A 24,204-nucleotide genomic window follows, 5' to 3' on the forward strand; every position below is an offset into this window, starting at 1 on the left:
GACGAGGGCGGGACCGGTCAGGGGCGCAGCGGGGCGTTGCAGGCGGCGACGAGGGCCTGCCGGCAGGCCGTGGTGAGCGGGCGCAGCGCCGCGTGGCGCTGCTGGGCCTCGTAGTTGTTGACCGCCCCGCCGGGCGCGCTGTGCCCGGCCAGCGCCAGCACCCGGTCGAGCACGGCGGCGCGGGCGAACAGCCGGCGCGCCCGCGGGTCGAAGCCCGGCGGCAGGTCGGTGGTGCCGTCGGGGCGGCGCAGCGCCTCCAGCGCGCCGGCCAGCTCCGGCCGCCACTGGGCGACGTCGAGCCGGGTCAGCGCGGCGGTGGTCTCGGCGAGCGCGGTGGCCAGCTCCGCCTCCGCCTCAGCGGCGCCGGGCGAGCCGAGTGACGCGGCGGGGGCGTCGGCGGGCAGCGGGTAGCACCGCCACAGCACCGTCTCCCACGTCATCCCCGAGCCGGAGGTGTGCGTGCGGACCTCCGGGATCACCCCGATCGCCCCGGCGACGACCGCCTCGCCGGTGAGCAGCGCCGCGCCGCTGAAGTCGCCCGGCCCGGGCAGCCCCCGGGGGTCGCCCGGCACGGGCAGCACCAGCCGGATCTCGTCGGGCGAGAGCTTCGCCAGGGCGGGCAGCGCGTCGCGCAGCGGGACGTCGGTCCAGGTGCCGGGGGCGTCGGCGACGAGGTGCTCCTCGTCGCCGGCGATCTCCTCGGCGACCTCGTCGTACGGTACGAGCCCGGCGCGCCACGCGCGTACCCAGGCAACGAACCGGCTCGACCGGCGCGGCGCAACCTTGACCGCGCCCGTGGCGGGGGAGGACATGCAAGAGAGGGTACGTGGTGCGCGCCGTCCGTGTCTCGACTGCGGCTTGCCCGGCGCCCCCTGCCCCCGCCTACCCCCTACCGCCCGGCGCGTCCCGCCGCCGGCGCGTCCGTCCGGTTTCCCTGCCCACTCCGGTGATCGGCGCACCCCACTGCCATGATCGGCGCGGCTGCCGCGCCGCCGGGCGCGACGGGGGTTAGCGTGGCGGGCATGGTGGGGCGCTACGGCGAGGACGTGTTGGCGGGCGACTGGCGGCGGCGCAGGGTCGTGCCCGAGGTGGACGCGGAGGCCGACCTCGTGGTCGAGGACGCCGACTCCGGGTTCTGCGGCGCGGTCGTCGGGTTCGAGTCCGGCGCGGTGGTGCTGGAGGACCGGCACGGCCGGCGGCGCAACTTCCCGCTGTTGCCGGCGGCGTTCCTGCTCGACGGGAAGCCGGTGACGCTGCGCCGCCCGGCCCGGTCGCCGGTGCCGGCCGCCCGGCGGCGCACCGCGTCGGGCTCGATCGCCGTGGCCGGCGTGCGGGCGCAGGTCGCCAAGGCCAGCCGGATCTGGGTCGAGGGCGTGCACGACGCCGCCCTGGTGGAGCGGATCTGGGGCGACGACCTGCGGATCGAGGGCGTGGTGGTGGAGCCGCTGGACGGCATCGACGACCTCGACGCGCGGGTCCGCGACTTCGGGCCGGGGCCGACCCGGCGGCTCGGGGTGCTCGTCGACCACCTGGTGCCCGGCTCCAAGGAGAGCCGGATCGTGGCCCAGGTGACGTCTGCGCACGTGCTGGTCACCGGGCATCCGTACGTCGACGTGTGGCAGGCGGTGAAACCGGCCGCGCTGGGCATCGCGGCGTGGCCGGTGGTGCCACGGGGACGGCCGTGGAAGGAGGGGGTCTGCGCCGCCCTCGGGGTCGCCGCGCCCGCCGACATGTGGCGGCACATCCTGTCCCGGGTGGACAGCTTCGCCGACGTGGAGACCCCGCTGATCAACGCGATGGAACGGCTGATCGACTTCGTCACCGAACCCTCGGCCTGAGGCCGGGTCACCGGCCCCTCGGCCTGAGCCCGCCCGCCGGTCGGGGCGGGCCCGGGCCGGTGCGCCGGGTCAGGGCTCCTCGTCGGGGGTGCGGGTGAGCAGGAACGTGGCCACGTCGAGGGCCACCGCCCGGCCGGCGTCGTCGCGGACCACGGTGAGCAGCTCGCCGTCCTGCTCGCCCGAGCGGCCCCGCCAGCGGTCCGGCCCTTCCGGGGTGAACCGCAGCACCGGCTCGCCGGCCGGCGGGCTGGCCCACAGGTCGCCGGTGGCCGGGTCGGCGCGGAACTCGAACTCCCCGCCCATCCACCACCAGCGGCCGGTCAGCTCCGCCACGTCGGCCGCGGGCGGGGCGGTGGCCGGCAGCCACGGCGCGACGGGCTCCGGCAGCGCGTCCAGCACGGTGGTGAGCACCTCCCGGGCGAGCGCGCCGAGGTGGCCGACGCGCAGCCCGTACGAGTTTGCGAAGCCGACCACGGCGGTGCGGGCGGGCCGGTGCACGGCCAGCGCGGCGACGTACCCGGGCATGGAGCCGCCGTGCCCGACGTGCACCCGCTCGCCGACGCGGTACAACTCCAGCCCGAGGCCGTGCCCGCTGGTCCAGCCCTGCGGGTCGCTCATCGTCACCGTCGCGCACATCTCGGTGAGCGTGTCCGGGTGCAGCAGCGCCGAATCGGGGTCGGCCAGGAACGCCGCCCAGCGGCCGAGGTCGGTGACGGTGGACCAGAGCTGCCCGGCCGGCGCCATCGCCCCGGTGTCGGTGCGCGGCTCCTCGCGCAGCGTGTCGTGCCACGGGTGCACCACGTAGCCCCGGGCGAACGGCTCGACGGGGTCGTAGGTGGTGCGGGTCATGCCCAGCGGCTCCAGCAGCCGCGCCCGCAGCAGGTCGCGCCACGGCGTGCCGGTGACGGCCTCCAGCGCGCCGCCGAGCAGCCCGTACGCCAGGTTGGAGTAGTGGTAGACCCGGTGCGGCGGGTACGCGATCTTGCGCCCGTCGACCCCGGCCAGCACGGCCGCCAGGTCGCCGACGTCGACCCGTTCCCACCACGGGCCGGCGGGCTCGCGTTGCAGGCCGCTGGCGTGGCCGAGGAGCTGGCGCAGGGTGAGCTGGCCGACGCCGGTGCCCGGCAGGTGCCGTTCCAGGGGGTCGTCGAGGGCGAGCGCGCCGGCGTCGCGCTGCTGCATGATCAGCACGGCGGTCATGGTCTTGGTGATCGAGCCGAGCCGGTACTGCCGGTCGGCGTCGGGGCGGGGGTGCTCCCCGGCGGCGGCGACGTGGGTCAGCTCACCGTCGCGCACCACGCCGAGCACGAGCGAGGGGGCGCGCCCCTCGGACTGGGCGCGGGCGACCCGGGCGTCGACGCGGCGGGCGGTCTCGGGCGGCAGCGACACGGGTTCCTCCAGCTCTCGGGGCGGTTCCGCCGGGCTTCGCGGGGGCGGTCCCGCCGAGCCTACTGATCTTGCCGACGGGCCGCGCGTGCTTTGACGTGTCACCCTTGGGGGGTGGACGCGGTGTTCTGGGTCGTACTGGGTGTGGTGTTGGCGGTCGCCGAGATCTTCACGACGACGCTGTTCCTGATCATGTTCGCGGTCGGCGCGTTCGCCGCCGCGGGCGCGGCGGCCCTGGGTGCCCCGACCGCCGTGCAGGCCGTGGTCTTCGCGGTGGTCTCCGCGCTCACGGTGGCGGTGGCGCGGCCGGCGATCCGCCGGCACTCCCGCTCCACGTCCGACGGCGCCGAGCCGATCGGCCTGGCGGCGATCGAGGGTTCCACCGCGCTGGTGCTGGAACGGGTCGACGCCGAGCAGGGCCTCGTCAAGATCGACGGCGAGCTGTGGAGCGCCCGGTCGTACGACGCGACGCAGAGTTTCGACCCCGGTCGGCGGGTACGGGTGATCAAGGTCCAGGGCGCGACGGCCCTGGTGTGGGATGACGACGTTTCCACCTCGGGCGAGCTGCCCGAAGCGAGAGGGTGAAGGGTATGGAGTTTGTGTCGGTGCTGTTGATCGCCGTGGCGTTGATCGCCATGGTGACCCTGATCAAGGCGGTGCGGATCGTGCCGCAGCAGCGCCAGGACGTGGTGGAGCGGCTCGGCAGGTACAAGCGCACCCTCAATCCGGGCCTGAACCTGCTGGTGCCGTTCATCGACGCGGTGCGCACCAAGGTCGACATGCGGGAGCAGGTGGTCAGCTTCCCGCCCCAGCCGGTGATCACCTCCGACAACCTGGTGGTCTCGATCGACACGGTGCTCTACTTCAAGGTCGTCGACTCGGTCCGGGCCACGTACGAGATCTCGAACTTCCTCCAGGCCATCGAGCAGCTCACCGTCACGACGCTGCGTAACGTGATCGGCTCGCTGGACCTGGAGCGGGCGCTGACCAGCCGGGAGGAGATCAACCGGCACCTGTCGGGCGTGCTGGACGAGACGACCGGCCGGTGGGGCATCAAGGTGACCCGGGTGGAGATCAAGGCGATCGAGCCGCCGCCGAGCATCCGCGACTCGATGGAGAAGCAGATGCGCGCCGAGCGGGACCGTCGTGCCGCGATCCTGAACGCCGAGGGGCACAAGCAGTCGCAGATCCTCACCGCCGAGGGTGAGAAGCAGGCGGCGGTGCTGCGCGCCGACGGTGACCGGCAGGCCCGCATCCTCCAGGCGGAGGGCCAGGCGAAGGCGATCCGCACGGTCTTCGACGCGATCCACCAGGCCAACCCGAGCCAGAAGGTGCTCGCCTACCAATACCTCCAGGCCCTCCCGCAGATCGCCAACGGCACGGCGAACAAGGTCTGGATCGTCCCGGCGGAGCTGACCAAGGCCCTGGAGGGGATGGGCGGCGCGCTGGGCGGGCTGAGCCAGATGGTCGGCGACGCGCCGACGCCGGAGGCGGCCGGCAGCGCGAGCGAGGTGGAGCGCGAGGCCGCCGAGGCCGCGCAGGCGGCGGCCGCCGCCGCCCAGCAGATCCACGACGAGGTACGCGTCGCCGAGGCGCAGGCCACCGGCGGGAAGGCCCCGCAGGGCCTGCCGGCCCCGGAGCCGGTCTCCCCGGCGAGCCTGCTGACCGACCCGGCCGACCAGCGCGAACGGGGCTGACGCCCGGCGCTCGCGTCGCCCGCCCGTCCGCCGGGCGGGAATGCGAATAATCCTCATGCGGCGCTCCGGTGCCTGACACGATCGGTCCGACAGGACGGGTCGTGACCAGGACCGGGGCGCCGCGGCGCGTCCCGCCCCGCCGACGAGCGCAGCGAGGTGTCGCATGAAGGATCCGCTGGACAAGTTCCTCTCCCGGCCGCCGGTGCCCGGCGCACACGACCCGGCCGGTCCGCTCGGCACCCGCCGCACGGGCGGCGGGTTCGGGGTGCTGCCGTTCGTCACCGAGCCGGGCCCGGCCGCCCCCGCCACCAACGCCACCTGGGCCTGGTCGCTGCGCCGCTTCGGCCGCGCGGCGGTCTGGCTCCTGCCGGCGTACGCGCTGCTCTACGGCGCCGTCGCGATGGCCAGCGATGGCGGCGTCGGCAACGACCCGTACCCGGCCGACGGCGGTCAGCTCTACCTCGTCGGCTGGGTCGCCGCCGTCTGGCTCGGCCTGCTGGCCCTGCTGGCCCTGACCGGGCTGCTCGCCGCCACCCGCAGCCGCCGGGTGGCCGCCACGGGCCTGCTGGCCAGCATCGCCGGCACCGTGCTCATGCTGCCCTTCGCCGGGCTCGCCGAGCAGGCCCCCGTCTTCGGCACCACCGCCCGCACGCTCGTCCTGGTCGGTGCCACCTGCTACACGGCCGGCTGGTTCCTCACCGGCTGGGCGGTGGCCCGCTCCGGCATGTTCAGCCTCGGCGACGGCACGATGATGATGATCGCCGCCCCGCTGCTCGGCATCGGTGGCGCGTTGGTCGGCTCGGTGCAGACCTTCGGGGCGATCTTCGTGCTGGTCGCGGGGATCGGCATCGGCTACCGGTCCGGTCGGCTCGTGCCCGCCGCCATCGCCCGGGACGCCGCCAGCGCCAGCGTCGCGACGGCGACCGGCCCTGGGCTGGGGCCGGCGGGCGGCCCGGCCTCCGGCACCGGGTCGGCCGGCGGCCCGCTCGCCGCCGGCTGACCGGTCGTCGGCTGCCAGCTAGCTAGCGCCAGCTCCACCGCTGGTTGTCGGCGGAGCCGCACGTCCAGAGGACGATCTTCGTGCCGTTCGCCGTGGCGGCTCCGGACGCGTCGACGCACAGGCCGGACTGCGCACCCCGGATCGTCCCGTCGGCGTTGACGGTCCACTGCTGGTTGGCCTGGTCGTTGCAGTCCCAGATCACCACCCGCGTGCCGTTGGCGGTGCCCGCGTTGTACGCGTCCAGGCACTTGTTGCCGTAGACCCTGAGCTGCCGGGCGGAGGTGTACGTCCAGGTCTGGTTGCTCGCGCCGGTGCAGTCCCACAACTGGGCCTGGGTGCCGTTGGTGGTGGCGAAGTTGTTGACGTCCAGGCAGCGGCCGGACTGCCGGCCGACCAGCCCTCCGGTGCGGGTGCCGCCGCCGGTGTCCTCGGTGCCGCTGACGACGAGCAGGACGGCCTCGCGGGCGGGGACGCTCGTGGCGTAGCTGGTCGTGCGGGCGCCCAGGTCGGTGGCGGTCCACACGTTGCGTACGCTCGCGGTGCCGCCCAGCCCGAGATCGGCGAAGCGGGCCGTCACGGTGGCGGCCGACCCGGTGCGGTTGAGCAGCAGGACCGCCCGCTGGCCGCTGGTCGCGAGCACCTTGCTGTACACCTGGAGCCCGGCGGAGTCCTCGGCGACCTTGACGCCCTGCCTGCTCAGCGGGTCCTGGTCGATGGCGATGACCTCCCGGTTGCCCAGGATGGCCCGCGTCTCGGCGGACATGGTGGCCAGGTTGTTGCCGGCGAGCAGCGGGGCGCCGGAGATCGCCCACAGGCCGAGGTGGGTGCGGTTCTGGGCCGCGTTGAACCCCGGCATCCCGGCGATCAGCATGTCCGGGTCGTTGTAGTGGCCGACGCTCTGGGCGGCGGGGTGCTGGGCGGAGTCGAAGTTGGCCAGCACGCGGTCCATGGACGCCTGCTGGCCGTAGTAGATGATGTCCCCGCTGGTGCGCCACATGGTGGACATGCCCGGCGCCCAGTCCCAGGGGCTCTGCACTCCCCAGTTGCAGACCGAGAGCACCATCGGCCGGCCGGTCTGCGCGGTGGCGCGAGCGATGGAGTCGCTGATGGCCTGGTAGGTGGTCCGGGGGTTGAGCCCCTCGGCGGAGCCGCCGCACCAGTCGACCTTGACGAAGTCGAAGCCCCACTGGGAGAACGCGAGGAAGTCCTGGTCGTAGTGCCCCTCGCTGCCGGAGCCGGGGGCGGCCGGTCGGCCGGTCGGGTAGTAGTAGCCGCAGCCGTCGCGGCCGGCGTCGGTGTAGATGCCCGCCTTCAGGCCCTTGCTGTGGATGTAGTCGGCGATGGCCTTCATGCCGCCGGGCCACTCGGTGGTGTCGACGGTGATGTTGCCGGCGGCGTCCCGGGTGCCCTGCCACCAGCCCTCGTCGATGTTGACGTACTCGTAGCCGGCGTCCTTGAGGCCGCTGGAGACGAGGCTGTCGACCTGTGCCTTGATCACGTTGTAGTCGATCTTCGCGGCGAAGGTGTTCCACGACGCCCAGCCCATCGGCGGCCTGGTGACCACCTGGTTCGGGGCGGCCGCCGTCGGCGCCTCGTCCGCGACCTCCGTCGACGACGTCCTGCCCGCCGCCGACGCGACCTCCGCCGGGGCCGCGGCGGCGGGCGCGCCCGCCCCGCCCGCGCCCGCGAGCGCCGCGACCAACGCGAGGGCCACGGCCGTCGCGCCGCGCCTGACCGCTGGGGTGCCGGCCGGCCCTGGAGCTGCTCTCATCTGGCCTTCCCTTCCGTTCCGGGGAGGTTGCTGCGCTCACCTGCCGGCAACCCGGTTCATTGTTAGCGCTAACATTGCTGCAAGTCAATGTCCCCGTTCGTGCCGTCGAAGCCGGACAGGGCCGCCGACCAGGGACGATCCGCGCCCAGAACGCCGCCGGCTGCCGGTGAAATAGCCGACAACCCGCCGCCGGAGGTGGTCGGATCGCGGCTTTCGTGGCAACCCTTGGCGTCATGCCGCCACCCCGGTCGCCGCTGTCGCGGCTGTTCACCGTGCTGCTCGCCGGACTGCTCGCCGGCCTCGCGCTGGCCGCCGCCGCGCTGCCGGCCAACCTGCTGCTCGGCTACGCCGCCAAGTCGGCCGTCGGGTCCTACGCGGCACTGCCCGAGGCGCTGCGCACCCCGACCACCCCGCAGCGGTCGTACCTGTACGCCAACGACGGCAAGACGCTGATCACCACGTTCTACGACGTCAACCGCACCGACGTGCCGCTGGCCGAGATCGCCCCGGTGATGCGCGAGGCCATCGTGGCCGCCGAGGACCGGCGCTTCTACTCCCACGGCGGCACCGACCTGCGCGGCATCGCCCGCGCCCTAGTCGCCAACGTCACCGGCGGCGGCACCGAGCAGGGCGGCTCCACGCTGACCATGCAGTACGTGCGCAACGTGCTCAAGACCGACCCGAACCGCACCGCCGAGGAGCGGGCCGCGGCCACCGAGCAGACCGTCGGGCGCAAGCTCCAGGAGATCCGGTACGCCACGGCGCTGGAGCAGCGGCTCAGCAAGGACGAGATCCTCAACCGCTACCTCAACATCGCGTACTTCGGCTCCGGTGCGTACGGCATCGCGGCGGCCAGCCAGCGCTACTTCGCCAAGTCCCCGGCCGAGCTGACCCTGCCCGAGGCGGCGCTGCTCGCCGGCCTGGTGCAGTCGCCCGACGCGTACAGCCCGATCGACGGGGACGCCGACGCGGCCCTGGCCCGCCGGGCGTACGTGCTCGACGCGATGGCCGCGACCGGCAGGATCACCACCGAGCAGGCCGCCACCGCGAAGGCCGAGAAGGTGACCCTGCACCCCACCCAGCAGCCCAACGGCTGCACCGCCGTCGCCGACGGCCACGACGACTGGGGCTTCTTCTGCGACTACCTGCGCCAGTGGTGGCTCACCCAGCCCGCGTTCGGCGAGACCGTCGCCGAGCGGGAGCAGGCGCTGCGCCGGGGCGGCTACACCGTCGTCACCTCGCTGGACCCGAAGCTCCAGCAGACCGCGCAGGAGCAGGCCACGGCCGTCTACGGGTACGACGACAAGCGCGCCCTGCCCATCGCGGCCGTGCAGCCCGGCACCGGCCGGGTGCTCGCCATGGCGGTCAACCGGCACTACAGCCTCGACGCCAACCCCGACGGGCAGACCAACCACCCCAACACCGTCAACCCGCTGATCTCCGGCGGCGGCAGCGTCGACGGATACCAGGCGGGGTCGACGTTCAAGCTGTTCACCATGCTCGCCGCGCTGGAGAACGGCAAGCAGCTCGCCACCGGCTTCGACGCGCCCAGCCGGCTGCCCACCCGGTACGCCGCCGAGGGGGAGGCCAGCTGCGGCGGCAAGTGGTGCCCCGCCAACGCCAACCCGCAGTGGATGGACGGCTACCGCACCATGTGGGACGGCTTCGGCCGCTCCGTGAACACGTACTTCGTGTGGCTGTCGGAGCAGGTCGGCCCGGCGAAGGTGGTGGAGATGGCCCAGCGCCTCGGGATCACCTTCCGCGCCGAGGCCGACGCCGCCTTCGCCCGCGACAGCGCCGCCAACTGGGGATCGTTCACCCTCGGGGTGGCCGCCACCACCCCCCTCGACCTCGCCAACGCCTACGCCACCGTGGCCGCCGAGGGGACGTACTGCACGCCGTTGCCCGTGGTGTCGGTGACCGCCGCCGACGGCGACAAGGTCGACGTCGGCGAGCCGTCCTGCCGCCGGGTGCTCGACGCCGACGTGGCCCGGGCGGCCACCGACGCGGCCCGCTGCCCGGTCGGCCAGCAGACCACCTACGGCCAGTGCGACGGCGGCACCGCCACCGCCGTGGACACGATCGTCGGGCGCCCGGTCGCCGGCAAGACCGGCAGCTCGGAGGGGGCCGCCACGGAGACGTTCGTCGGTTTCACCCCGCAGGTCGCCGTCGCCGGCATCGCCGCCAACCCCGACGACCCGGGCGACGCGGTCGGCTCGGCCGTGCAGGCGAAGGTCATCGCCGCAGTGGCCCGGACGATCCGCGCCGCCGTGGACGGCCAGCCGGTGCGCGACTTCACCCCGCCCAGCCGGGAGCTGGCCGGCGAGGTGCACCGCCCCGCCCCGCAGCCCACGCCCACGCCCAGCCGGCAGGAGACCCTCCCGCCGGACGTGCTGCGCTGGCTCAACCGCGGCCGTGGCTGAGGCGCAAGGAAGGGACCCCTGTCAACGCCGCGTGCCCAATCCGGTGAGCGGCGCGACCACCCTGTCCAGCGCGGCGGCCACCTCGTCGGGGTCGCCGTCGCCGGGCAGCACGACGAACCCGCCGAACTCCGGCAGCGCCCGGTAGGCGGCGTCCAGCGCGCGCAGGTGCGTCAGCTCCTCGGTGTCGATGCCCCGGGCCAGCACCCGCCGCTGCGCGACCTCCGGCGCGACGGCCAGGAAGCAGACCACCGTCGGCGCGGGGACGATCCGGTACGCCGCGCGCACCGCCCGCCCGCCCCGGTCGCCCCGGGCCCGCATGATCACGTACTGGCAGTAGGTCCACCGGTCCAGCACCGCCGTGCGCCCGGTCGCCCACGACCAGAGCAGGGTGCGGGCCATCGCGGCCGCGCGCACCGCCGCCTCGACGACCGGATAGCAGGTACGCCCGAACAGCGCCACCCCGTCCGGCCGTCCGACCGCCCGGGCCAGCCTGTTCCACAGCGGCCGACCGCCGGCGTTCTCGAAGTACGCGGCCGGTACGCCCCGCGCGGTCAGCCGCCGCGCCAGCGCCCGCGCCTGGGTGGTCTTGCCGGAGCCGTCGACGCCGACGAGCGCGATCAGCACGGGGCGTCTCATGCCCCGCCACCCTACCCATCGCGCGCGACCCGGCCCCCGGCGTGAGAGGGGGACCCTTCTCTACCGGATGCGTTAAGAAGGGGCCCTTCCTTTCACCGCAGGCGGGGGCGCCAGGTGGACACGGCGGCAGGCAGGCCGCGGCGGACGATGCCCGCCCGGTCGGGGTCGCGCAGCACCGCCGCCGCCGTCTTGCGCGCCTGCGCGGCGGTGAAGTGCGGCGGCAGCATCAGCTCGGCCGGGTCCACCATCGCGTTGATCACCGTCGGGCGGTCGGCGGCCAGGGCGCGCCGCCAGGCGTCCGGCACCTGGTCGGGGGAGTCGACCAGGATGCCGTGCAGGCCGAGCACCTCCGCCCACCGGTGGTACGCCACGTCGGGCAGGTCCTGGCTGGCCGGGAACATCGGCGTGCCCTCGCCGGAGCGCTGCTCCCAGCTGACGAACGCCAGGTCCCGGTTGTTGAGCACCAGCACCACGAACCGGGGGTCCGGCCAGCTCCGCCAGTGCTTCGCCACGGTGATCAGCTCGTTGACGCCGTTCATCTGCATCGCACCGTCGCCGAGCAGGGCGACCAGCGGCCGGTCCGGGTGGGCGAGCTTCGCGGCGATCCCGTACGGCATGGCTCCGCCCATCGACAGCAGGGTGCCCGAGAGGCTGGCCAGCATCCCGGGGCGCAGCCGCAGGTGCCGGGCGTACCAGGCGGTGCAGGTGCCGCAGTCCACCGCGAGCATGACGTCACCGGGGAGCTGGTCGTCCAGCGCCGCGAACAGCGCCTGCGGGTTCACCGGGTCGGCGGACTGGCCGGCGATCTCCCGCTGGGCGCGGTGCCAGCCGGCGGTGGCGTCGGCGATGCGCTGCCGCCAGGCGGTCGGGGCGGTGCCGGGGCCCAGCTCGCGCAGCAGCGCCCGCAGGGTGGGGCCGGCGTCGCCGGTGAGGTTGACCTCGGTGGGGTAGCGCAGCCCCAGCCGGGAGCCGTCCACGTCGATCTGCACGCCCCGGGCCTGCCCCTGCGGTGGGTAGAACTCCGAGTACGGCATGTTGCTGCCGACGATCAGCAGCCGGTCGCAGTCGCGCATGAGCTGCCAGCTCGGCCGGGTGCCGAGCAGCCCGATCGCGCCGGTGACCCACGGCTCGCGGTGGTCCACGGCGGTGAAGCCGAGCAGGGCGGTGGCAACGCCCGCGCCGAGTCGGTCGGCGACCTGCCGCACCTCGGCCTCCGCGCCCAGGGCGCCCTGGCCGACCAGCATCGCCACCCGCTCGCCGCCGCGCAGCACCTCCGCCGCCCGGCGGACGTCCGCCTCCGGCGGCACGGTCGTGGCGCTGCTCGGCACAGCCGACGTGTGGTAGTAGCCGTGCGCGTGCGGCGGGTCCGGGACGGCCGCCTCGTCCTGCACGTCGGAGGGGAGCACCAGCGCGGTGACCGTGCGCCGGGCCAGCGCCGTCCGGCAGGCCCGGTCCACCAGGTGCCGCACCTGGGACGGGTCGTCGAGCTGGGCCAGGAACGCCGAGGCGACGTCCTTGTAGAGGGCGAGCAGGTCGACCTCCTGGTAGTAGCCGCCCCCCTCGGCGGTCAACGCGGTGTGCCCCACCAGGGCCACCACCGGCTGGTGGTCGAGCTTCGCGTCGTACAGGCCGTTGAGCAGGTGGATCGCGCCCGGCCCGCTGGTGGCCAGGGCGCAGCCGAGCGGCCCGCCGCCGTACTTGACGTGCGCCGACGCGGCGAAGCCGGCGGTCTCCTCGTGGCGCACCTGGACGAACTCCGCCCGGTCGCCGGCGCGTTGCAGCGCCGAGGTCATCCCGTTGATGCCGTCGCCGGGGTAGCCGAAGTAGCGGCGTACGCCCCACTGGGCCAGCCGGGCCACGATGTGGTCGGCGACGGTGGCGTCCCTGGGCAGCCCGCCGTGCCCGTCCGGTGCCGGCTCGCCGGCCTGGTTCGCGTTCACCCGCAGGGTCCCTCCGGTCGCGTCCGCTGTCCCGGATCACCGTTCCCCGTCGTACGCCGGGAAAACGCCGACCGGCGACCGGCGCTCGGGGCCGGCGGCGCGGTCCGGCAGAATCGCCGGATGCCCGTGCACCAGATCACCGACCCCGACGACGACCGGATCGCCGACTACCGCGCGCTGACCGACGTGGAGCTGCGCACCCGGTGGGAGCCGCCGCACGGCCTGTTCATCGCCGAGGGGGAGCTGGTGCTGCGCCGGGCGCTGCGGGCCGGCTACCCGGCGCGGTCGTTCCTGGTGGACGCCAAGCGGGTCGACCAGCTCGCCGACCTCGACACCGGCGACGCCCCCGTGTACGCGGCCACCCCGGACGTGCTGGAGAAGGCCACCGGCTTCCACGTGCACCGGGGGGTGCTCGCCTCGTTCCGGCGCAGGCCGCTGCCGGACGCCGCCGGGGTGCTCGCCGCCGCGCGGCGGGTGGCGATCCTGGAGGACGTCAACAACCACACCAACCTCGGCGCGATCTTCCGGGGGGCCGCCGCGCTCGGCATCGACGCGGTGCTGCTGTCGCCCACCTGCGCCGACCCGCTCTACCGGCGCAGCGTGCGGGTCAGCATGGGCGAGGTCTTCGCGGTGCCGTACGCCAAGTTCGCGCGCTGGCCGGACGGCCTGGACCAGGTGCGCCAGGCGGGGTTCACGGTGCTGGCCCTGACGCCGGCGGTGGACGCGGTGCCGATCCAGCGGTTGACCCCGGCGCAGCGCGCCCGGGCGGCGCTGCTGCTGGGTGCGGAGGGGCCCGGCCTCACGGCGGCGGCCCAGGCCGCCAGCGACGTGCGGGTGGTCGTGCCGATGCGGCGCGGGGTGGACTCGTTGAACGTGGCCGCCGCCGCGGCGGTGGCGTTCTGGGAGCTGGGCCGCGACGACCCGCCGTTCGGCGGGTAGCCGCGGGCGGGGAGTGACGCCCGTCGCGTCGGGCGCGTCCGCTTGCATGACCATGCGGCGTGATGAATAATCTTCCCCGTGTCCAAGGTTCTCACCTCCCTGCCCATCGGCGAACGTGTCGGCATCGCCTTCTCCGGCGGCCTCGACACCTCGGTCGCGGTCGCGTGGATGCGCGACAAGGGCGCCGTCCCCTGCGCCTACACGGCCGACATCGGCCAGTACGACGAGCCCGACATCGCCTCGGTGCCCGGCCGCGCGCTCAGCTACGGCGCCGAGGTCGCCCGGCTGGTCGACTGCCGCGCCGCCCTGGTCGAGGAGGGCCTGGCGGCGCTGACCTGCGGTGCGTTCCACATCCGCTCGGGCGGGCGGGCCTACTTCAACACCACGCCGCTGGGCCGGGCCGTGACGGGGACCCTGCTGGTGCGGGCGATGATCTCCGACGACGTGCAGATCTGGGGCGACGGCTCGACGTTCAAGGGCAACGACATCGAGCGGTTCTACCGCTACGGCCTGCTGGCCAACCCGCAGCTGCGCATCTACAAGCCGTGGCTCGACACCGACTTCGTCACCGAGCTGGGCGGGCGCAAGGAGATGTCGGAGTGGCTGCTGGAGCGCGGCCTGCCCTACCGGGACAGCACCGAGAAGGCATACTCCACCGACGCCAACATCTGGGGCGCCACGCACGAGGCCAAGACGCTCGAACACCTGGACACCGGCATCGAGACCGTCGAGCCGATCATGGGCGTCAAGTTCTGGGACCCGTCCGTGGAGATCCCCACCGAGGACGTCACGATCGGCTTCGACCAGGGCCGCCCGGTGACCATCAACGGCAAGGAGTTCGGCAGCCCCGTCGACCTGGTGCTGGAGGCCAACGCCATCGGCGGCCGGCACGGCCTGGGCATGTCCGACCAGATCGAGAACCGGATCATCGAGGCCAAGAGCCGGGGCATCTACGAGGCGCCCGGCATGGCGCTGCTGCACGCCGCGTACGAGCGGCTGGTCAACGCCATCCACAACGAGGACACCCTGGCCAACTACCACAACGAGGGCCGCCGCCTCGGCCGGCTCATGTACGAGGGGCGCTGGCTGGACCCGCAGGCGCTGATGCTGCGCGAGTCGTTGCAGCGCTGGGTCGGCGCGGCGGTCACCGGCGAGGTGACCCTGCGGCTGCGCCGGGGCGAGGACTACTCGATCCTCGACACGACCGGCCCGGCGTTCAGCTACCACCCCGACAAGCTGTCGATGGAGCGCACCGAGGACTCGGCGTTCGGCCCGTCGGACCGGATCGGCCAGCTCACCATGCGCAACCTCGACATCGCCGACTCGCGGGCCAAGCTGGAGCAGTACGCCTCCCTCGGCCTGGTCGGCGGCGCGGCACCCCAGCGGATGATCGGCGCGGCGCAGGCGGCCTCGACGGGGCTGATCGGCGCGATGCCGCAGGGCGGCGCGGAGGCCATCGCCTCCCGGGGCGTCTCCTCCGCCGACGACGCGGCACTCGACCGCGCCGCGATGGAGCTCGGCGTCGACTGAGCCCCATCGCGGCGGGGCCGCCGGGTCGCCCGGCATCGGCGGCGCGTACCCCGTCGCGGCCTGTTCAGGATCGGAGTCACGGACGGTAGCGTGTCGCCCGTGTTCCCTACCGTCCGTGAGATCCTCGCGCTCGACCCGATCCGCCACGGCGCGCCCCGCCTGGTGGCCGGGGAGGCCGGCCTGGACCGGCCGGTGCGCTGGGTGCACGTGGCGGAGGTGCCCGACATCGCGTCCCTGCTGCGCGGTGGTGAGCTGGTGCTCACCACCGGCATCGGGCTGCCCGGCGAGGACGCCGGGCTGCGTGCGTTCATCGGCGAGCTGGCCGACGTCGGTGTTTCCGGCCTCGTCGTCGAGCTGGGCCGCCGGTATGTCAGCGGCGTGCCCCGGGTGATGGCCGCCGCCGCGGCCCGGCGCGGGCTGCCCCTGGTCGAGCTGCGCCGGGCCACCCCGTTCGTGCGGGTCACCGAGGCCGTGCACGCGCTGATCGTCGACGCCCAGCTCACCGAGCTGCGGGCGACCGAGGAGATCCACCAGCGGTTCACCGAGCTGTCGGTCGAGGGCGCCGGCCCGGCCGAGGTGGTCCGGCAGGCCGCCGAGCTGTCCGGCTGCCCGGTGGTGCTGGAGAACCTGTCGCGGCAGGTGCTCGCGTACGACCCGGCGGGGCAGAGCGCCGAGCTGCTGCTGGACGGCTGGGAGCAGCACTCCCGGCGGATCAGCCCGCCGGGGCGGACCGCGTACGACAGCGACCGGGGCTGGCTGGTGACCACCGTCGGGGCCCGGGGGCAGGACTGGGGCCGGCTGCTGCTGCGCTGGCCGGGCGGCGGCGAGCTGGCCGCCCCCGCGCCGCTGCCCGACCCGGCGGCGGAGCCCGCCGACGTCGCGCCGCCGCCGGTCGCCCCGCCGACGCGGCTGACGATCCTCGTCGAGCGGGCCGCCTCCACGCTCGCGCTGGGGCGGCTGATCCGGCGCGACGCCGAGGGGCTGGAGCGGCAGATCCACCGTACGTTGCTCACCGCCCTGCTGGACCACTCCCGCCCGGTGGACGAGGTGGCCCTGCGCGCGCGGGCCCTGGGGGTGGTGCTGGACCGCCGGCACCTGGTCGGCGTGGTGGTGCGCTGGCGCACCGACGAGCCGGCCGCCGACGGGGCCCCGCCGGAGGAGCCCGGCCCGGCGGACCCGGAGGCGGGGCCGGCCCGGCTGCGGGACCTGTCCGAGGCGGTCGGGCAGGCCCTGCGCGAGGCGAAGCTGACGGGGCTGAGCAGCGCCGTCGACGACCAGGCCGTCGGGGTGCTGCTCGCCCTGTCCGACCCGGCGGCCGAGGACCGGGCGCTGGCCGCGTTCGCCGCCGCGCTGCGCCGCAACCGGGTCGACGCCGCCGGGCCGAGGACCGCCGAGCCCGCACCGGCGCGGGCCACCGGGGCGGGCGCGGTGATCGTCGCCGCCGGCTCCGGGGTGGGCAGCCTCCGGGAGGCGCGCCGCTCGCTGGTGGAGGCGCGGCAGGTCGCCGACGCGGCCCGCCGGGACCGCCGGGACCTGCCGGTCTTCCGGCTGCCGCACGTCGGGCTGGCCGGCCTGCTGCACCTGCTGCGCGACGAGCCGCGCCTGCAGACGTTCGTCGAGCGCGAGCTGGGTGCCCTGCTGGCGTACGACGCCCGGCACCCCCGCGAGCAGCTGCTCGGCACCCTGCGGGCGTACCTGGAGCAGGGGCGCAACAAGTCGGCGGCGGCCGCCGCCGCGCACCTGTCCCGGCCGGCGTTCTACGAGCGGCTGGCCCGCATCGCCCGGATCCTCGACGCCGACCTCGACTCGGTGGAGGTGTGCCTGTCCCTGCACGTGGCCCTGCTGGCCCTGGACGCCGTCCGCGCCCCCTGATCAGCCGGGCAGGAGGGCCTTCGCGTAGGCGGAGGGGACGAAGTGGGGGCCGCCGGGGGTGAAGACGTCCGAGGTGGCCGCCGCCGACCAGGCCGTCTCCGGGACCGCGTCGACCAGGGCCCGCACGACCGGGGCGGCGCGCCACTGCTCCTGCTCGGCGAGGAGGCTCAGCGCCACCACCGACTCCTCGACCTCGCCGACGCACTCGAACGGCTTGTGCCCGTCCACGCCGAGCAGCTCCCGGTAGCCGGGGATCTGGGACCCGTCGGCCAGCAGGTCGCCGCCGAAGATCCGCACGACCCGCTCGCGCGGCATGAACGGGGCCATGGCCAGGAACACGAATCGGCACTTCGGGCAGTCGCGGCACCAGCGCTCGCTCGCGTCGCGCAGCTTGAACGCGGCGTTGCAGCTGGTCACCACGTCGTCGTACCGGTCGATCTCGGCGAAGAGCCGGGCGATGTGCAGCTCGGACAGCGAGCGCAGCAGCGAGAAGTAGGGCTCGGTGAGCCCGGCGTGCTCGGCCAGCGCCGCCCGCAGCAGCCCCTCGGCCTCCACCCCCTTGGACCACTGGTGGTTGATCTCGTGGCCGTTCCAGACCAGGTTCGGGTCGGACGCGGACCGCTCGTTGGACATCACCACCGGGCCGAGCCCGTTGAGCACGGCCGTGGCGACCGCGATCAGCGAGTTGATCGCGGTGACCGGGATGTGCCCGTTGCGGGCCCCGGCGGCGTTGAGGTCGAACAGCACCGGGTCGATGCGCCGCCGCGCCGCGAGGGCGGTCAGCCCGGACGCCTCGTTGACCGCGACGATGACGTGGTTCGGGTTGACCGAGAACGGCACCGGGTCGAGGCCGGCGCGGCGCAGCGCTTCCAGGCTGACGATGGAGTCCTTGCCCCCGCCGACGGCCGACAGGGGGCGCAGGTCGGAGTTGTCGTACGCCCGCGCGGGCGACACCGAGCCCGCGGGGATCTCCGGGGTCAGCTCCAGCACGTGCGGGAGTTGGTTGCGGTAGGCGTACTCGGCGAGGCCCTTGGTGTAGACGGCCGTGACCAGCGCGGCGGCGGCCCCGCCCAGCGGCGCCGGCAGCACCAGCCGGCGGGGCGCGGCGGCCTTGTAGTAGCTGACGCCGGCGACCACGTGCAGCAGCTCCAGGACCCGGCCGAGGGTGGCGACCGTGGCGTCGGACGGCGGTTCGGCCGGCAGGGGGAGGGTGATCGCCTCGGTGAACCGCTGCTCGCCGCCCGGGCCGGTGAGGGCGTAGTCGAACAACGCCTCGCCGGTGGCGAGGTCGATCGAGTAGGACGGGAAGGTGAAGGCGTCCATCCGCCGGAGCTGCTCGTTGGGCACACGCCATACTAGGCCCTGGTTCGTCCGGCCGTGCCCGGCTGCGTCGGACCGGCCCGCCGACGTGCCCGACCGTGGAGGAGATCCCCCGTGCGCCTGTCTGACCTGCGCGGACGTACCGTCGCCGTCTGGGGCACCGGCCGGGAGGGCCGGGCGGCGGTGATCGCGATCGCCGCGCACGGCCCGGCGGGCCTGGTCGCGGTCGACGACAGCGCCAACTTCCTGGCCCTGCCCTGGGAGGGGCCGCTGGCCGAGGCTGCCCCGCTGGTCACCGGCGAGGAGGGCTTCGCCCGGCTGGCCGCCGCCGAGGTGGTGGTCCGCTCGCCCGGGGTGCCGAACACCCACCCGTGGCTGGTGGAGCTGCGCCGCCGGGGGGTCACCGTCACCCAGGGCAGCGCGCTGTGGATGGCCGACCACGCCCGGCGGACCGTCGGGGTGACCGGCAGCAAGGGCAAGTCCACCACGTCCAGCCTGATCAGTCACCTGCTCACGGCGGTCGACCGGCCGAACGTCTTCGGCGGCAACATCGGGGTGCCGCTGCTCGACCTGCCCGACGCCGACCTGTACGTGCTGGAGCTGTCCAGCTACCAGTGCGCCGACCTGACCGACTCGCCGCGCGTGGCGGTGGTCACCGCGCTCTTCCCCGAGCACCTGGACGCGCACGGCGGCGAGCGGGAATATTACCGGGACAAGCTCAACCTGCTGGCGCACGGGCCGCAGACGATCGTGGTCAACGGGGCCGACCCGAGGCTCGCCGCCGAGCTGGGCGACCGGCCGGCCGTGCGCGCCGGCTCCCCGGACACCACGCACGTGGCCCCGGGCCCGGACGGCACGCCCTGGTTCCACCTCGGCGACCGGCCCCTGTTCGCGCGCGCGGTGCTGCCCCTGGTGGGCCGGCACAACGAGGGCAACCTCTGCGTCGCCCTCGCCGTGCTCGACGCGCTCGGCGTGGACGTGGCGGCCCGCGCCGACACCCTCGCGGTCGCGGTGGCCGGGTTCCAGGGCCTGGCCCACCGGCTCACCGAGATCGCCGACCCGTCCGGGCTCACCTTCGTCGACGACACCCTGGCCACGAGCCCGTACGCGGCGATGCACGCCATCGACGCGTACGAGGGGCGGCCGTTGACGGTGATCGTCGGCGGCACCGACCGGGGGCTGGACTACGCCCCGCTGCGCGAGCACCTGGCCGAGCGGGAGATCACCGTGCTCGGCATCCCCGACAGCGGGGAACGGATCGTGGCCGCCCTGGCCGGGCTGCCGAAGGTGCGGGCCGAGGTGGTGGACGACCTGGTGGCCGCCGTGGGCCGGGCCCGGGAGGTGACCCCGGCCGGCGGGGTGGTGCTGCTCTCGCCGGCCGCGCCCAGCTACGGTCGGTTCCGCAACTTCGAGCACCGGTCCGAGGTGTTCGCCGAGGCGGTCCGGGACACCGCGACCCACCCCGCCCGCTAACCGCTGCGGGCGGCCTCGGCCGGGCGGCGGTGCGCCTTGACCGGCGTCCAGGCGAAGGCGAGGCAGCCGCCGACCAGCGCGAGCAGCATCCCGACGAAGAAGCCGCCCAGGTTGGACGTCAGCCAGGAGACCAGGGCGAGCACCAGGGAGACCAGCGCGTAGAACAGCCGCTGCGGCGGGTGGGCCAGCAGCAGCACGCCGCACAGCAGCAGGATGACCGGCACCAGGTAGCCGGCCAGGCCCTGCGGCCCGACGTGCAGGATCACCGGCAGCGGCGCGCGCAGCGTCACGAGGATCTCGGCGCCGCCGAGGGCGACGAGCAGGCCGCCCCAGAAGGGACGGCTGCGCCGCCAGGCCCGCCACCGGCCGGCCCCGCCGGCGGCCGATCCCCCGGCGGCCCGGGGCGTCGCGTCACCCCCGGCCATCTCAGCAGCCTTCGGAGGAGAAGCTCATCCGCAGGTTCGGCAGGGTGAACACCGCGGCGGTGGTGGCGTAGTTGTTCTGCCGCAGCCCGGTGATGGTCACCTTGTCGGCCTGCTGGCCGAAGACGCCCGGGTTGCCGCGCACCCCGGGCACCTTGTCCAGCGTGCTGGCGTCCTGGCCGATGTCGATCGACTGGAACGACGCGTTGCCGGAGATCTCGTCGGAGTCGACGACCATCGTGCGGGCGGTCACCGGCTTCCCGCCGGTGCCGGCGGTGAGCTTCATGTACATGCCGCCGAGGTTGATGCTCTGGCACAGGTTGGTCAGCTCGGCCTTGTCGATCGCCGAGACGAGCACGACGACCTGGCCGCCGGTGTCGCCCTGGTTGGGGCTGTCCTCGATCATCTGGTCGAGCGTGGCGAACTGCTCGAACCCGGTCCCGTCGAGCTTGTCGGCGGTGACGACGAAGGGCATTCCGGAGATCGCGAACTGCGCGCCGAGCACCCCCTGCGCGGTGAGCAGCACCATTCCGGCGGCGCCCACCCCGGCGGCGGCCAGGCTGACCGCGAACCGCCGCCAGCGCACGCCGCCGGAGGGCGGGACCGGCTCGGTGGATACGGTGTCGTCCGACATGACGGCTCCTCTTCGAGATCGATTCGTCCGCGACAATGCGGAGGCGCTGCGCGGAGCGGGGCGATGATCTGAATTGGTTCGCGTACGGCGTGTCGAGCCCGTCGCAGGGCGAAGTTACCGCTGAGTAAAGGGTGGGTCAAGATTGATGCCCAGTGGAGCCGGTCGATCTGCGAAAAATTGCCGATAGTGAGAAACCGCGACGGTTTCTGATCGCGCTGCGGTCCGGCGGCCCGCTCAGTCGTCCCCCCGTGCCGGGCGCGCCGGGTCGACCGCGCAGGGGGCGGTGACACCCGGGCCGCCCGCGTCGGCCGCCCGCGCCGCCCGGTCGCCGGCCCCGGGGCCGAGGAACGGCGCGGTCATCGCGTACGTCAGGACCGGCAGCAGCCGGGGCAGCTCGGCCGTGCGGCCCTGGCTCACCCGCAGGCGCAGGGTGCCGTAGATGCCGGCGACCACCGTCGTCACCAGCAGGTCGTCCTCCTCGGGTGACAGGGGCGACCGGGGCCGGGCGGGGTGGAAGAACCGGTGGAACCGCGACAGCAGCAGGTCGCGCTCGTCGCGGGCCGCCGGGCCGGCCGCGTCGATCTCCACGAGCGCCATCCGGGCGAACGCGGGCACGCTCGCCAGCACCTCCAGCAGGGTCCGCAGGGCGGCCCGGGCGGCGGTGGTCCAGTCCGGTCCCGCCCCGGCGTAGGCGTCGTCCATCAGGCGCAGCAGGACGGCCGTGCCGTGCCGGTAGGTGGCCAGGAAGGCGTCCTCCTTGCCGGCGAAGAGGGCGTAGAAGGCGGGGCGGGTCACGCCGGCCGCGCCGCAGATGTCGGTGACCCGGGCGTTGTCGTAGCCCCTGGCCGCCACCTCGTGCACGAGCCCGTCGAAGAGCCGGTCGCGTTGGGTCGCCGCGACCGCCTCGGCCGACTGGCGGCGCGGGCCCCGCTTGATCGCCCGCTCGGGGTCGCGCCCCGGTCGGGCCCCCGGCAGGGGCGTGGAGTCGGGCCGGGGCTCCGGCGGCAGGGGTGCGGATCCGGTCTCCGGGTGGGGTGCCAGCGACATTGACATCGACCTCCCTGAATCGACGATTGACTTTGCGACCCTCCGGGGTTTATAACTTCACCACGTTGGGTTCCGGTCGGGTCACTGATGGTCATCTTCGCCGGATGGCCGCACCGAGCAGCGCCGAAGGGGGGCTCGATGGTCGCCATTATCGCCGACCGCGCGGGCGCCCCCAAGGCCGGAAAGGTGCGGGTGACGCGGCTGCGCCGCAGTGCCCCACCCGGCACCGGCCGCTGACCGGCCGGACCCCGAGGGCCGCTCCGCCGGGTCACCGGTGACCGACCCGCACACCCCGCCCCGCCGCCGCCCGGCGGCGTCCGTCCCCGCCGCCGCCGACCGTCCACCGGTGGCGGGCCCACGGCCACGGCGTCCCTCCGTGGCCACCTCCGCGGCCGCCCGGCCGCGCCCGGCCCGCCGGGCGCGGTGACCCGCCGGTCCGGCCGCCGCCGTCGCACCACCACCCGTCGAAAGGACCCACCATGCCCAGGTACGGACGCGCCGCCGTCGGCCTCGCCGCCGTCGCGCTGCTCGGCTCCCTCGTCGCGGCGGCCCCCGCCTCCGCCGCCGGCCCGGCCGCCCTCGCCAACACGGTGCTCACCACCGGCAGCGCCGGCGGGACCGCCGTCGCCGTCGGCGACACCCTCCAGGCCAGCCTCCAGACCGGGACCACCGCCAACTTCTACTCGTCGGCCACCGGCACGACCGGCGTCAAGTGCGCCGCGTCCACCTTCACCGCCAAGGCGGTCACCAACCCGGCCGCCCCGGGCACCGCCACCGAGAGCCTCACCGGGCAGACCTTCACCAGCTGCACCAGCAACGTGGTCGGCACCCTCGGGGTCAACAGCGTGACGGTCGACAACCTGCCCTACGCCGTCTCCGTCACCAGCGCCGGCGCGGTCACCCTCACCGGGTCGATCCAGAGCACCGTCTCGCTGCGCACCCTGCTGGGCAACGTCACCTGCGTCTACAAGGCCAACGGCGGCGTCGTGCGGGGGACGGCGTCCAACGCCACCACCTCGATCGCCTTCGTCAACCAGCCGTTCACCAAGTCCGCCGGCCCGGGCACCTGCTTCTCCTCGGCGTACTTCAGCGCGACGTACGCCCCGGTCCGGGACACCACCCAGGGCGGCGCGACGGTCTACGTGAACTGATCCTCCACCGGCCCGGCCGGCGTCCGATCTCCCCGTCGGACGCCGGCCGGGCCGCCCCCGGGTCTCCCGGTCCTGGCCGCTCAGCCGTCCGCGACGGCGGCGTGCAGGGCGCGCATCGACCGGATCGCCGAGCGGATCTCCTGGAGGTAGCGCCCCGGCGTCGGGGCCGGCTCGGGCAGCCGGACCAGGTCGGGCAGGGCCGGGTCGACGCCGACGGTCTCGATCCCGCACCCGTACGGCACGGCCAGCGTGCGCAGCGCGTCGCAGTGCTGGAACGGCACGTAGACCGGCGCGGTGACCATCAGCACCGGGTCGCCCGGCGCGAGCCGGACGTGCTCGGCCCAGAACCGCTGCGTGTCGGCGGTGTGCGCGCGCCGCCGCCCGGGCTCGCTGGACGGGGCGGCGAGCACCCGCACCGGGGGTGATCCCGCCGGCCGCCAGGTGCGCGAGGACCAGGAGCGGTGCGGGTGGCCGGCGTCCACGCCGTCCGCCTCGGCCGGCCCGGCCATCCCGAAGGCGAGCCGGACCGCCGCGTCGAGGGCGTCCACCTCGGTGTCGCCGGCCGCGACGCCCGCGTCGGCCAGAGTCCGCCGCTCCGCCACCGACAGCGGGCGGAAACTGCCCAGCACGGCCACCTCGCCGGCCACCGCCGTGCCCGAGCGCACCAGGTGCGCGGCGTACGCCACCCGGCGCAGGCAGGCGTGCGCGAGCCCGCCGAGGACGACCAGGTGCGCGTACGCCCGGCGGGCCGGCGGAACCGGGCGGACCAGGCCCAGCGCGGCGGCAGCGGCGAGCACCAGCCCCGCCGTGCGGGGGTCGAACGCCGGCTCGGCGGCCTCGGGGCGTTCCCGGCCGCCCCGGAAGTCCCAGTGCCGGGCGGAGAAGTCGTCCAGCCAGGCCAGCGCCGCCGCCAGATCGCCGGAGAGCGGGTCGCCGGAGAGCGGGTCACGGGGGAGCCGGTCGCCGGAGGGCGGATCGCCCGGGGGACCGTCGCCGCCGAACCGCGCGACGAGGTCCCGCAGCGGCGGCGAGGTCACCCACGCGCGCACCTCGTCGACGATCCGTGCCGGGGGAGCGCCCGCCGCCCCGTCGGGCAGCGGCACGTCCCGCATGATCCGCACGCCC

The 24,204-nt window shown here is 74.9% G+C and carries 20 protein-coding genes; 10 read left to right on the forward strand and 10 right to left on the reverse strand.

What is annotated here, in order from left to right; translation table 11 throughout:
- Nucleotides 1-17 precede the first annotated feature (17 nt).
- A complete protein-coding gene (locus TK50_RS25005) occupies nucleotides 18-812 on the reverse strand; it encodes a hypothetical protein (RefSeq protein WP_043967626.1) in 795 nt (264 codons plus the stop codon).
- A gap of 210 nt (nucleotides 813-1,022) precedes the next feature.
- On the opposite strand from TK50_RS25005, the gene TK50_RS25010 reads away from it, so the two are divergent.
- Nucleotides 1,023-1,838, forward strand: a complete 816-nt coding sequence (locus TK50_RS25010; protein WP_043967629.1) for a DUF3097 domain-containing protein — start codon at nucleotides 1,023-1,025, stop codon at nucleotides 1,836-1,838.
- A gap of 69 nt (nucleotides 1,839-1,907) precedes the next feature.
- Here the strand turns inward: TK50_RS25010 and TK50_RS25015 are convergent, their stop codons facing one another.
- Nucleotides 1,908-3,227 (reverse strand): serine hydrolase domain-containing protein, encoded by a 1,320-nt coding sequence (locus TK50_RS25015; RefSeq protein ID WP_043967632.1) that lies wholly within the window; start codon nucleotides 3,225-3,227, stop codon nucleotides 1,908-1,910.
- A 111-nt stretch (nucleotides 3,228-3,338) separates the two neighbouring features.
- Here TK50_RS25015 and TK50_RS25020 point away from each other — a divergent pair, with 111 nt between their 5' ends.
- The 3 genes from TK50_RS25020 (at nucleotide 3,339) to TK50_RS25030 (ending at nucleotide 5,921) form a co-directional block, all read left to right on the forward strand.
- Nucleotides 3,339-3,809, forward strand: a complete 471-nt coding sequence (locus tag TK50_RS25020; protein ID WP_043967633.1) for an NfeD family protein — start codon at nucleotides 3,339-3,341, stop codon at nucleotides 3,807-3,809.
- Nucleotides 3,810-3,814: 5 nt separating this feature from the next.
- Nucleotides 3,815-4,921, forward strand: a complete 1,107-nt coding sequence (locus tag TK50_RS25025; RefSeq protein ID WP_043967635.1) for an SPFH domain-containing protein — start codon at nucleotides 3,815-3,817, stop codon at nucleotides 4,919-4,921.
- Between the two features lie 163 nt (nucleotides 4,922-5,084).
- Nucleotides 5,085-5,921 (forward strand): hypothetical protein, encoded by an 837-nt coding sequence (locus tag TK50_RS25030; protein ID WP_043967636.1) that lies wholly within the window; start codon nucleotides 5,085-5,087, stop codon nucleotides 5,919-5,921.
- A gap of 22 nt (nucleotides 5,922-5,943) precedes the next feature.
- Here the strand turns inward: TK50_RS25030 and TK50_RS25035 are convergent, their stop codons facing one another.
- A complete protein-coding gene (locus tag TK50_RS25035) occupies nucleotides 5,944-7,692 on the reverse strand; it encodes a glycoside hydrolase family 27 protein (protein ID WP_043967638.1) in 1,749 nt (582 codons plus the stop codon).
- Between the two features lie 233 nt (nucleotides 7,693-7,925).
- On the opposite strand from TK50_RS25035, the gene TK50_RS25040 reads away from it, so the two are divergent.
- A complete protein-coding gene (locus TK50_RS25040; RefSeq protein ID WP_241774114.1) occupies nucleotides 7,926-10,115 on the forward strand; it encodes a transglycosylase domain-containing protein in 2,190 nt (729 codons plus the stop codon).
- A 21-nt stretch (nucleotides 10,116-10,136) separates the two neighbouring features.
- Here the strand turns inward: TK50_RS25040 and TK50_RS25045 are convergent, their stop codons facing one another.
- Nucleotides 10,137-10,751 carry a dTMP kinase gene (locus TK50_RS25045; protein WP_082106569.1) on the reverse strand — a complete coding sequence of 205 codons (615 nt, stop codon included), beginning with the start codon at nucleotides 10,749-10,751 and terminating at the stop codon, nucleotides 10,137-10,139.
- A gap of 92 nt (nucleotides 10,752-10,843) precedes the next feature.
- Entirely contained in the window at nucleotides 10,844-12,691 is a 1,848-nt protein-coding gene (locus TK50_RS25050) for a thiamine pyrophosphate-requiring protein (RefSeq protein WP_043967643.1), read from the reverse strand.
- Between the two features lie 120 nt (nucleotides 12,692-12,811).
- Here TK50_RS25050 and TK50_RS25055 point away from each other — a divergent pair, with 120 nt between their 5' ends.
- The 3 genes from TK50_RS25055 to TK50_RS25065 all read left to right on the forward strand — a co-directional run bounded on the left by TK50_RS25055 (nucleotide 12,812) and on the right by TK50_RS25065 (nucleotide 17,032).
- Entirely contained in the window at nucleotides 12,812-13,630 is an 819-nt protein-coding gene (locus tag TK50_RS25055; RefSeq protein WP_043967645.1) for a TrmH family RNA methyltransferase, read from the forward strand.
- 78 nt (nucleotides 13,631-13,708) lie between these two features.
- Entirely contained in the window at nucleotides 13,709-15,160 is a 1,452-nt protein-coding gene (gene argG, locus TK50_RS25060; RefSeq protein WP_043967647.1) for an argininosuccinate synthase, read from the forward strand.
- Between the two features lie 99 nt (nucleotides 15,161-15,259).
- Nucleotides 15,260-17,032: a PucR family transcriptional regulator gene (locus TK50_RS25065; protein ID WP_043967650.1), complete on the forward strand. Its 1,773-nt coding sequence runs from the start codon at nucleotides 15,260-15,262 to the stop codon at nucleotides 17,030-17,032.
- Here TK50_RS25065 and TK50_RS25070 read toward each other — a convergent pair whose 3' ends face one another.
- Complete coding sequence (locus TK50_RS25070) at nucleotides 17,033-18,379, reverse strand: MurL-like N-terminal domain-containing (protein WP_043967652.1); 1,347 nt, start codon at nucleotides 18,377-18,379, stop codon at nucleotides 17,033-17,035.
- A gap of 87 nt (nucleotides 18,380-18,466) precedes the next feature.
- Here TK50_RS25070 and murD point away from each other — a divergent pair, with 87 nt between their 5' ends.
- Entirely contained in the window at nucleotides 18,467-19,825 is a 1,359-nt protein-coding gene (gene murD / locus TK50_RS25075) for a UDP-N-acetylmuramoyl-L-alanine--D-glutamate ligase (protein WP_043967655.1), read from the forward strand.
- On the opposite strand, the gene TK50_RS25080 is transcribed toward murD, so the two are convergent.
- The 3 genes from TK50_RS25080 to TK50_RS25090 form a co-directional block, all read right to left on the reverse strand.
- A complete protein-coding gene (locus TK50_RS25080; RefSeq protein ID WP_043967658.1) occupies nucleotides 19,822-20,250 on the reverse strand; it encodes a DUF6114 domain-containing protein in 429 nt (142 codons plus the stop codon). The two genes, murD and TK50_RS25080, sit on opposite strands and share 4 nt — an antisense overlap.
- A gap of 1 nt (nucleotide 20,251) precedes the next feature.
- Nucleotides 20,252-20,881, reverse strand: a complete 630-nt coding sequence (locus tag TK50_RS25085; protein WP_043967660.1) for a DUF6230 family protein — start codon at nucleotides 20,879-20,881, stop codon at nucleotides 20,252-20,254.
- Nucleotides 20,882-21,115: 234 nt separating this feature from the next.
- Nucleotides 21,116-21,928: a TetR/AcrR family transcriptional regulator gene (locus TK50_RS25090; protein ID WP_063838624.1), complete on the reverse strand. Its 813-nt coding sequence runs from the start codon at nucleotides 21,926-21,928 to the stop codon at nucleotides 21,116-21,118.
- 479 nt (nucleotides 21,929-22,407) lie between these two features.
- Between TK50_RS25090 and TK50_RS25095 the strand changes: the two genes are divergently transcribed.
- A complete protein-coding gene (locus TK50_RS25095; RefSeq protein WP_043967661.1) occupies nucleotides 22,408-23,079 on the forward strand; it encodes a hypothetical protein in 672 nt (223 codons plus the stop codon).
- 80 nt (nucleotides 23,080-23,159) lie between these two features.
- Here the strand turns inward: TK50_RS25095 and TK50_RS25100 are convergent, their stop codons facing one another.
- On the reverse strand, nucleotides 23,160-24,191 hold the full coding sequence (locus tag TK50_RS25100; RefSeq protein ID WP_241774163.1) for a hypothetical protein: 1,032 nt from the start codon (nucleotides 24,189-24,191) through the stop codon (nucleotides 23,160-23,162).
- Nucleotides 24,192-24,204 lie beyond the last annotated feature (13 nt).

This window comes from Micromonospora haikouensis (assembly GCF_000876225.1).
Classification (GTDB): Bacteria; Actinomycetota; Actinomycetes; order Mycobacteriales; family Micromonosporaceae; genus Micromonospora; species Micromonospora haikouensis.

Bases quoted from the DNA above. Each gene is read 5' to 3' on its own strand.
- TK50_RS25005 (WP_043967626.1), bottom strand. From the start codon at position 812: ATGTCCTCCCCCGCCACGGGCGCGGTCAAGGTTGCGCCGCGCCGGTCG.
- TK50_RS25010 (WP_043967629.1), top strand. From the start codon at position 1,023: ATGGTGGGGCGCTACGGCGAGGACGTGTTGGCGGGCGACTGGCGGCGG.
- TK50_RS25025 (WP_043967635.1), top strand. From the start codon at position 3,815: ATGGAGTTTGTGTCGGTGCTGTTGATCGCCGTGGCGTTGATCGCCATG.
- TK50_RS25030 (WP_043967636.1), top strand. From the start codon at position 5,085: ATGAAGGATCCGCTGGACAAGTTCCTCTCCCGGCCGCCGGTGCCCGGC.
- TK50_RS25035 (WP_043967638.1), bottom strand. From the start codon at position 7,692: ATGAGAGCAGCTCCAGGGCCGGCCGGCACCCCAGCGGTCAGGCGCGGC.
- TK50_RS25040 (WP_241774114.1), top strand. From the start codon at position 7,926: ATGCCGCCACCCCGGTCGCCGCTGTCGCGGCTGTTCACCGTGCTGCTC.
- TK50_RS25045 (WP_082106569.1), bottom strand. From the start codon at position 10,751: ATGAGACGCCCCGTGCTGATCGCGCTCGTCGGCGTCGACGGCTCCGGC.
- TK50_RS25055 (WP_043967645.1), top strand. From the start codon at position 12,812: ATGCCCGTGCACCAGATCACCGACCCCGACGACGACCGGATCGCCGAC.
- TK50_RS25080 (WP_043967658.1), bottom strand. From the start codon at position 20,250: ATGGCCGGGGGTGACGCGACGCCCCGGGCCGCCGGGGGATCGGCCGCC.
- TK50_RS25085 (WP_043967660.1), bottom strand. From the start codon at position 20,881: ATGTCGGACGACACCGTATCCACCGAGCCGGTCCCGCCCTCCGGCGGC.
- TK50_RS25090 (WP_063838624.1), bottom strand. From the start codon at position 21,928: ATGTCGCTGGCACCCCACCCGGAGACCGGATCCGCACCCCTGCCGCCG.
- TK50_RS25095 (WP_043967661.1), top strand. From the start codon at position 22,408: ATGCCCAGGTACGGACGCGCCGCCGTCGGCCTCGCCGCCGTCGCGCTG.
- TK50_RS25100 (WP_241774163.1), bottom strand. From the start codon at position 24,191: ATGCGGGACGTGCCGCTGCCCGACGGGGCGGCGGGCGCTCCCCCGGCA.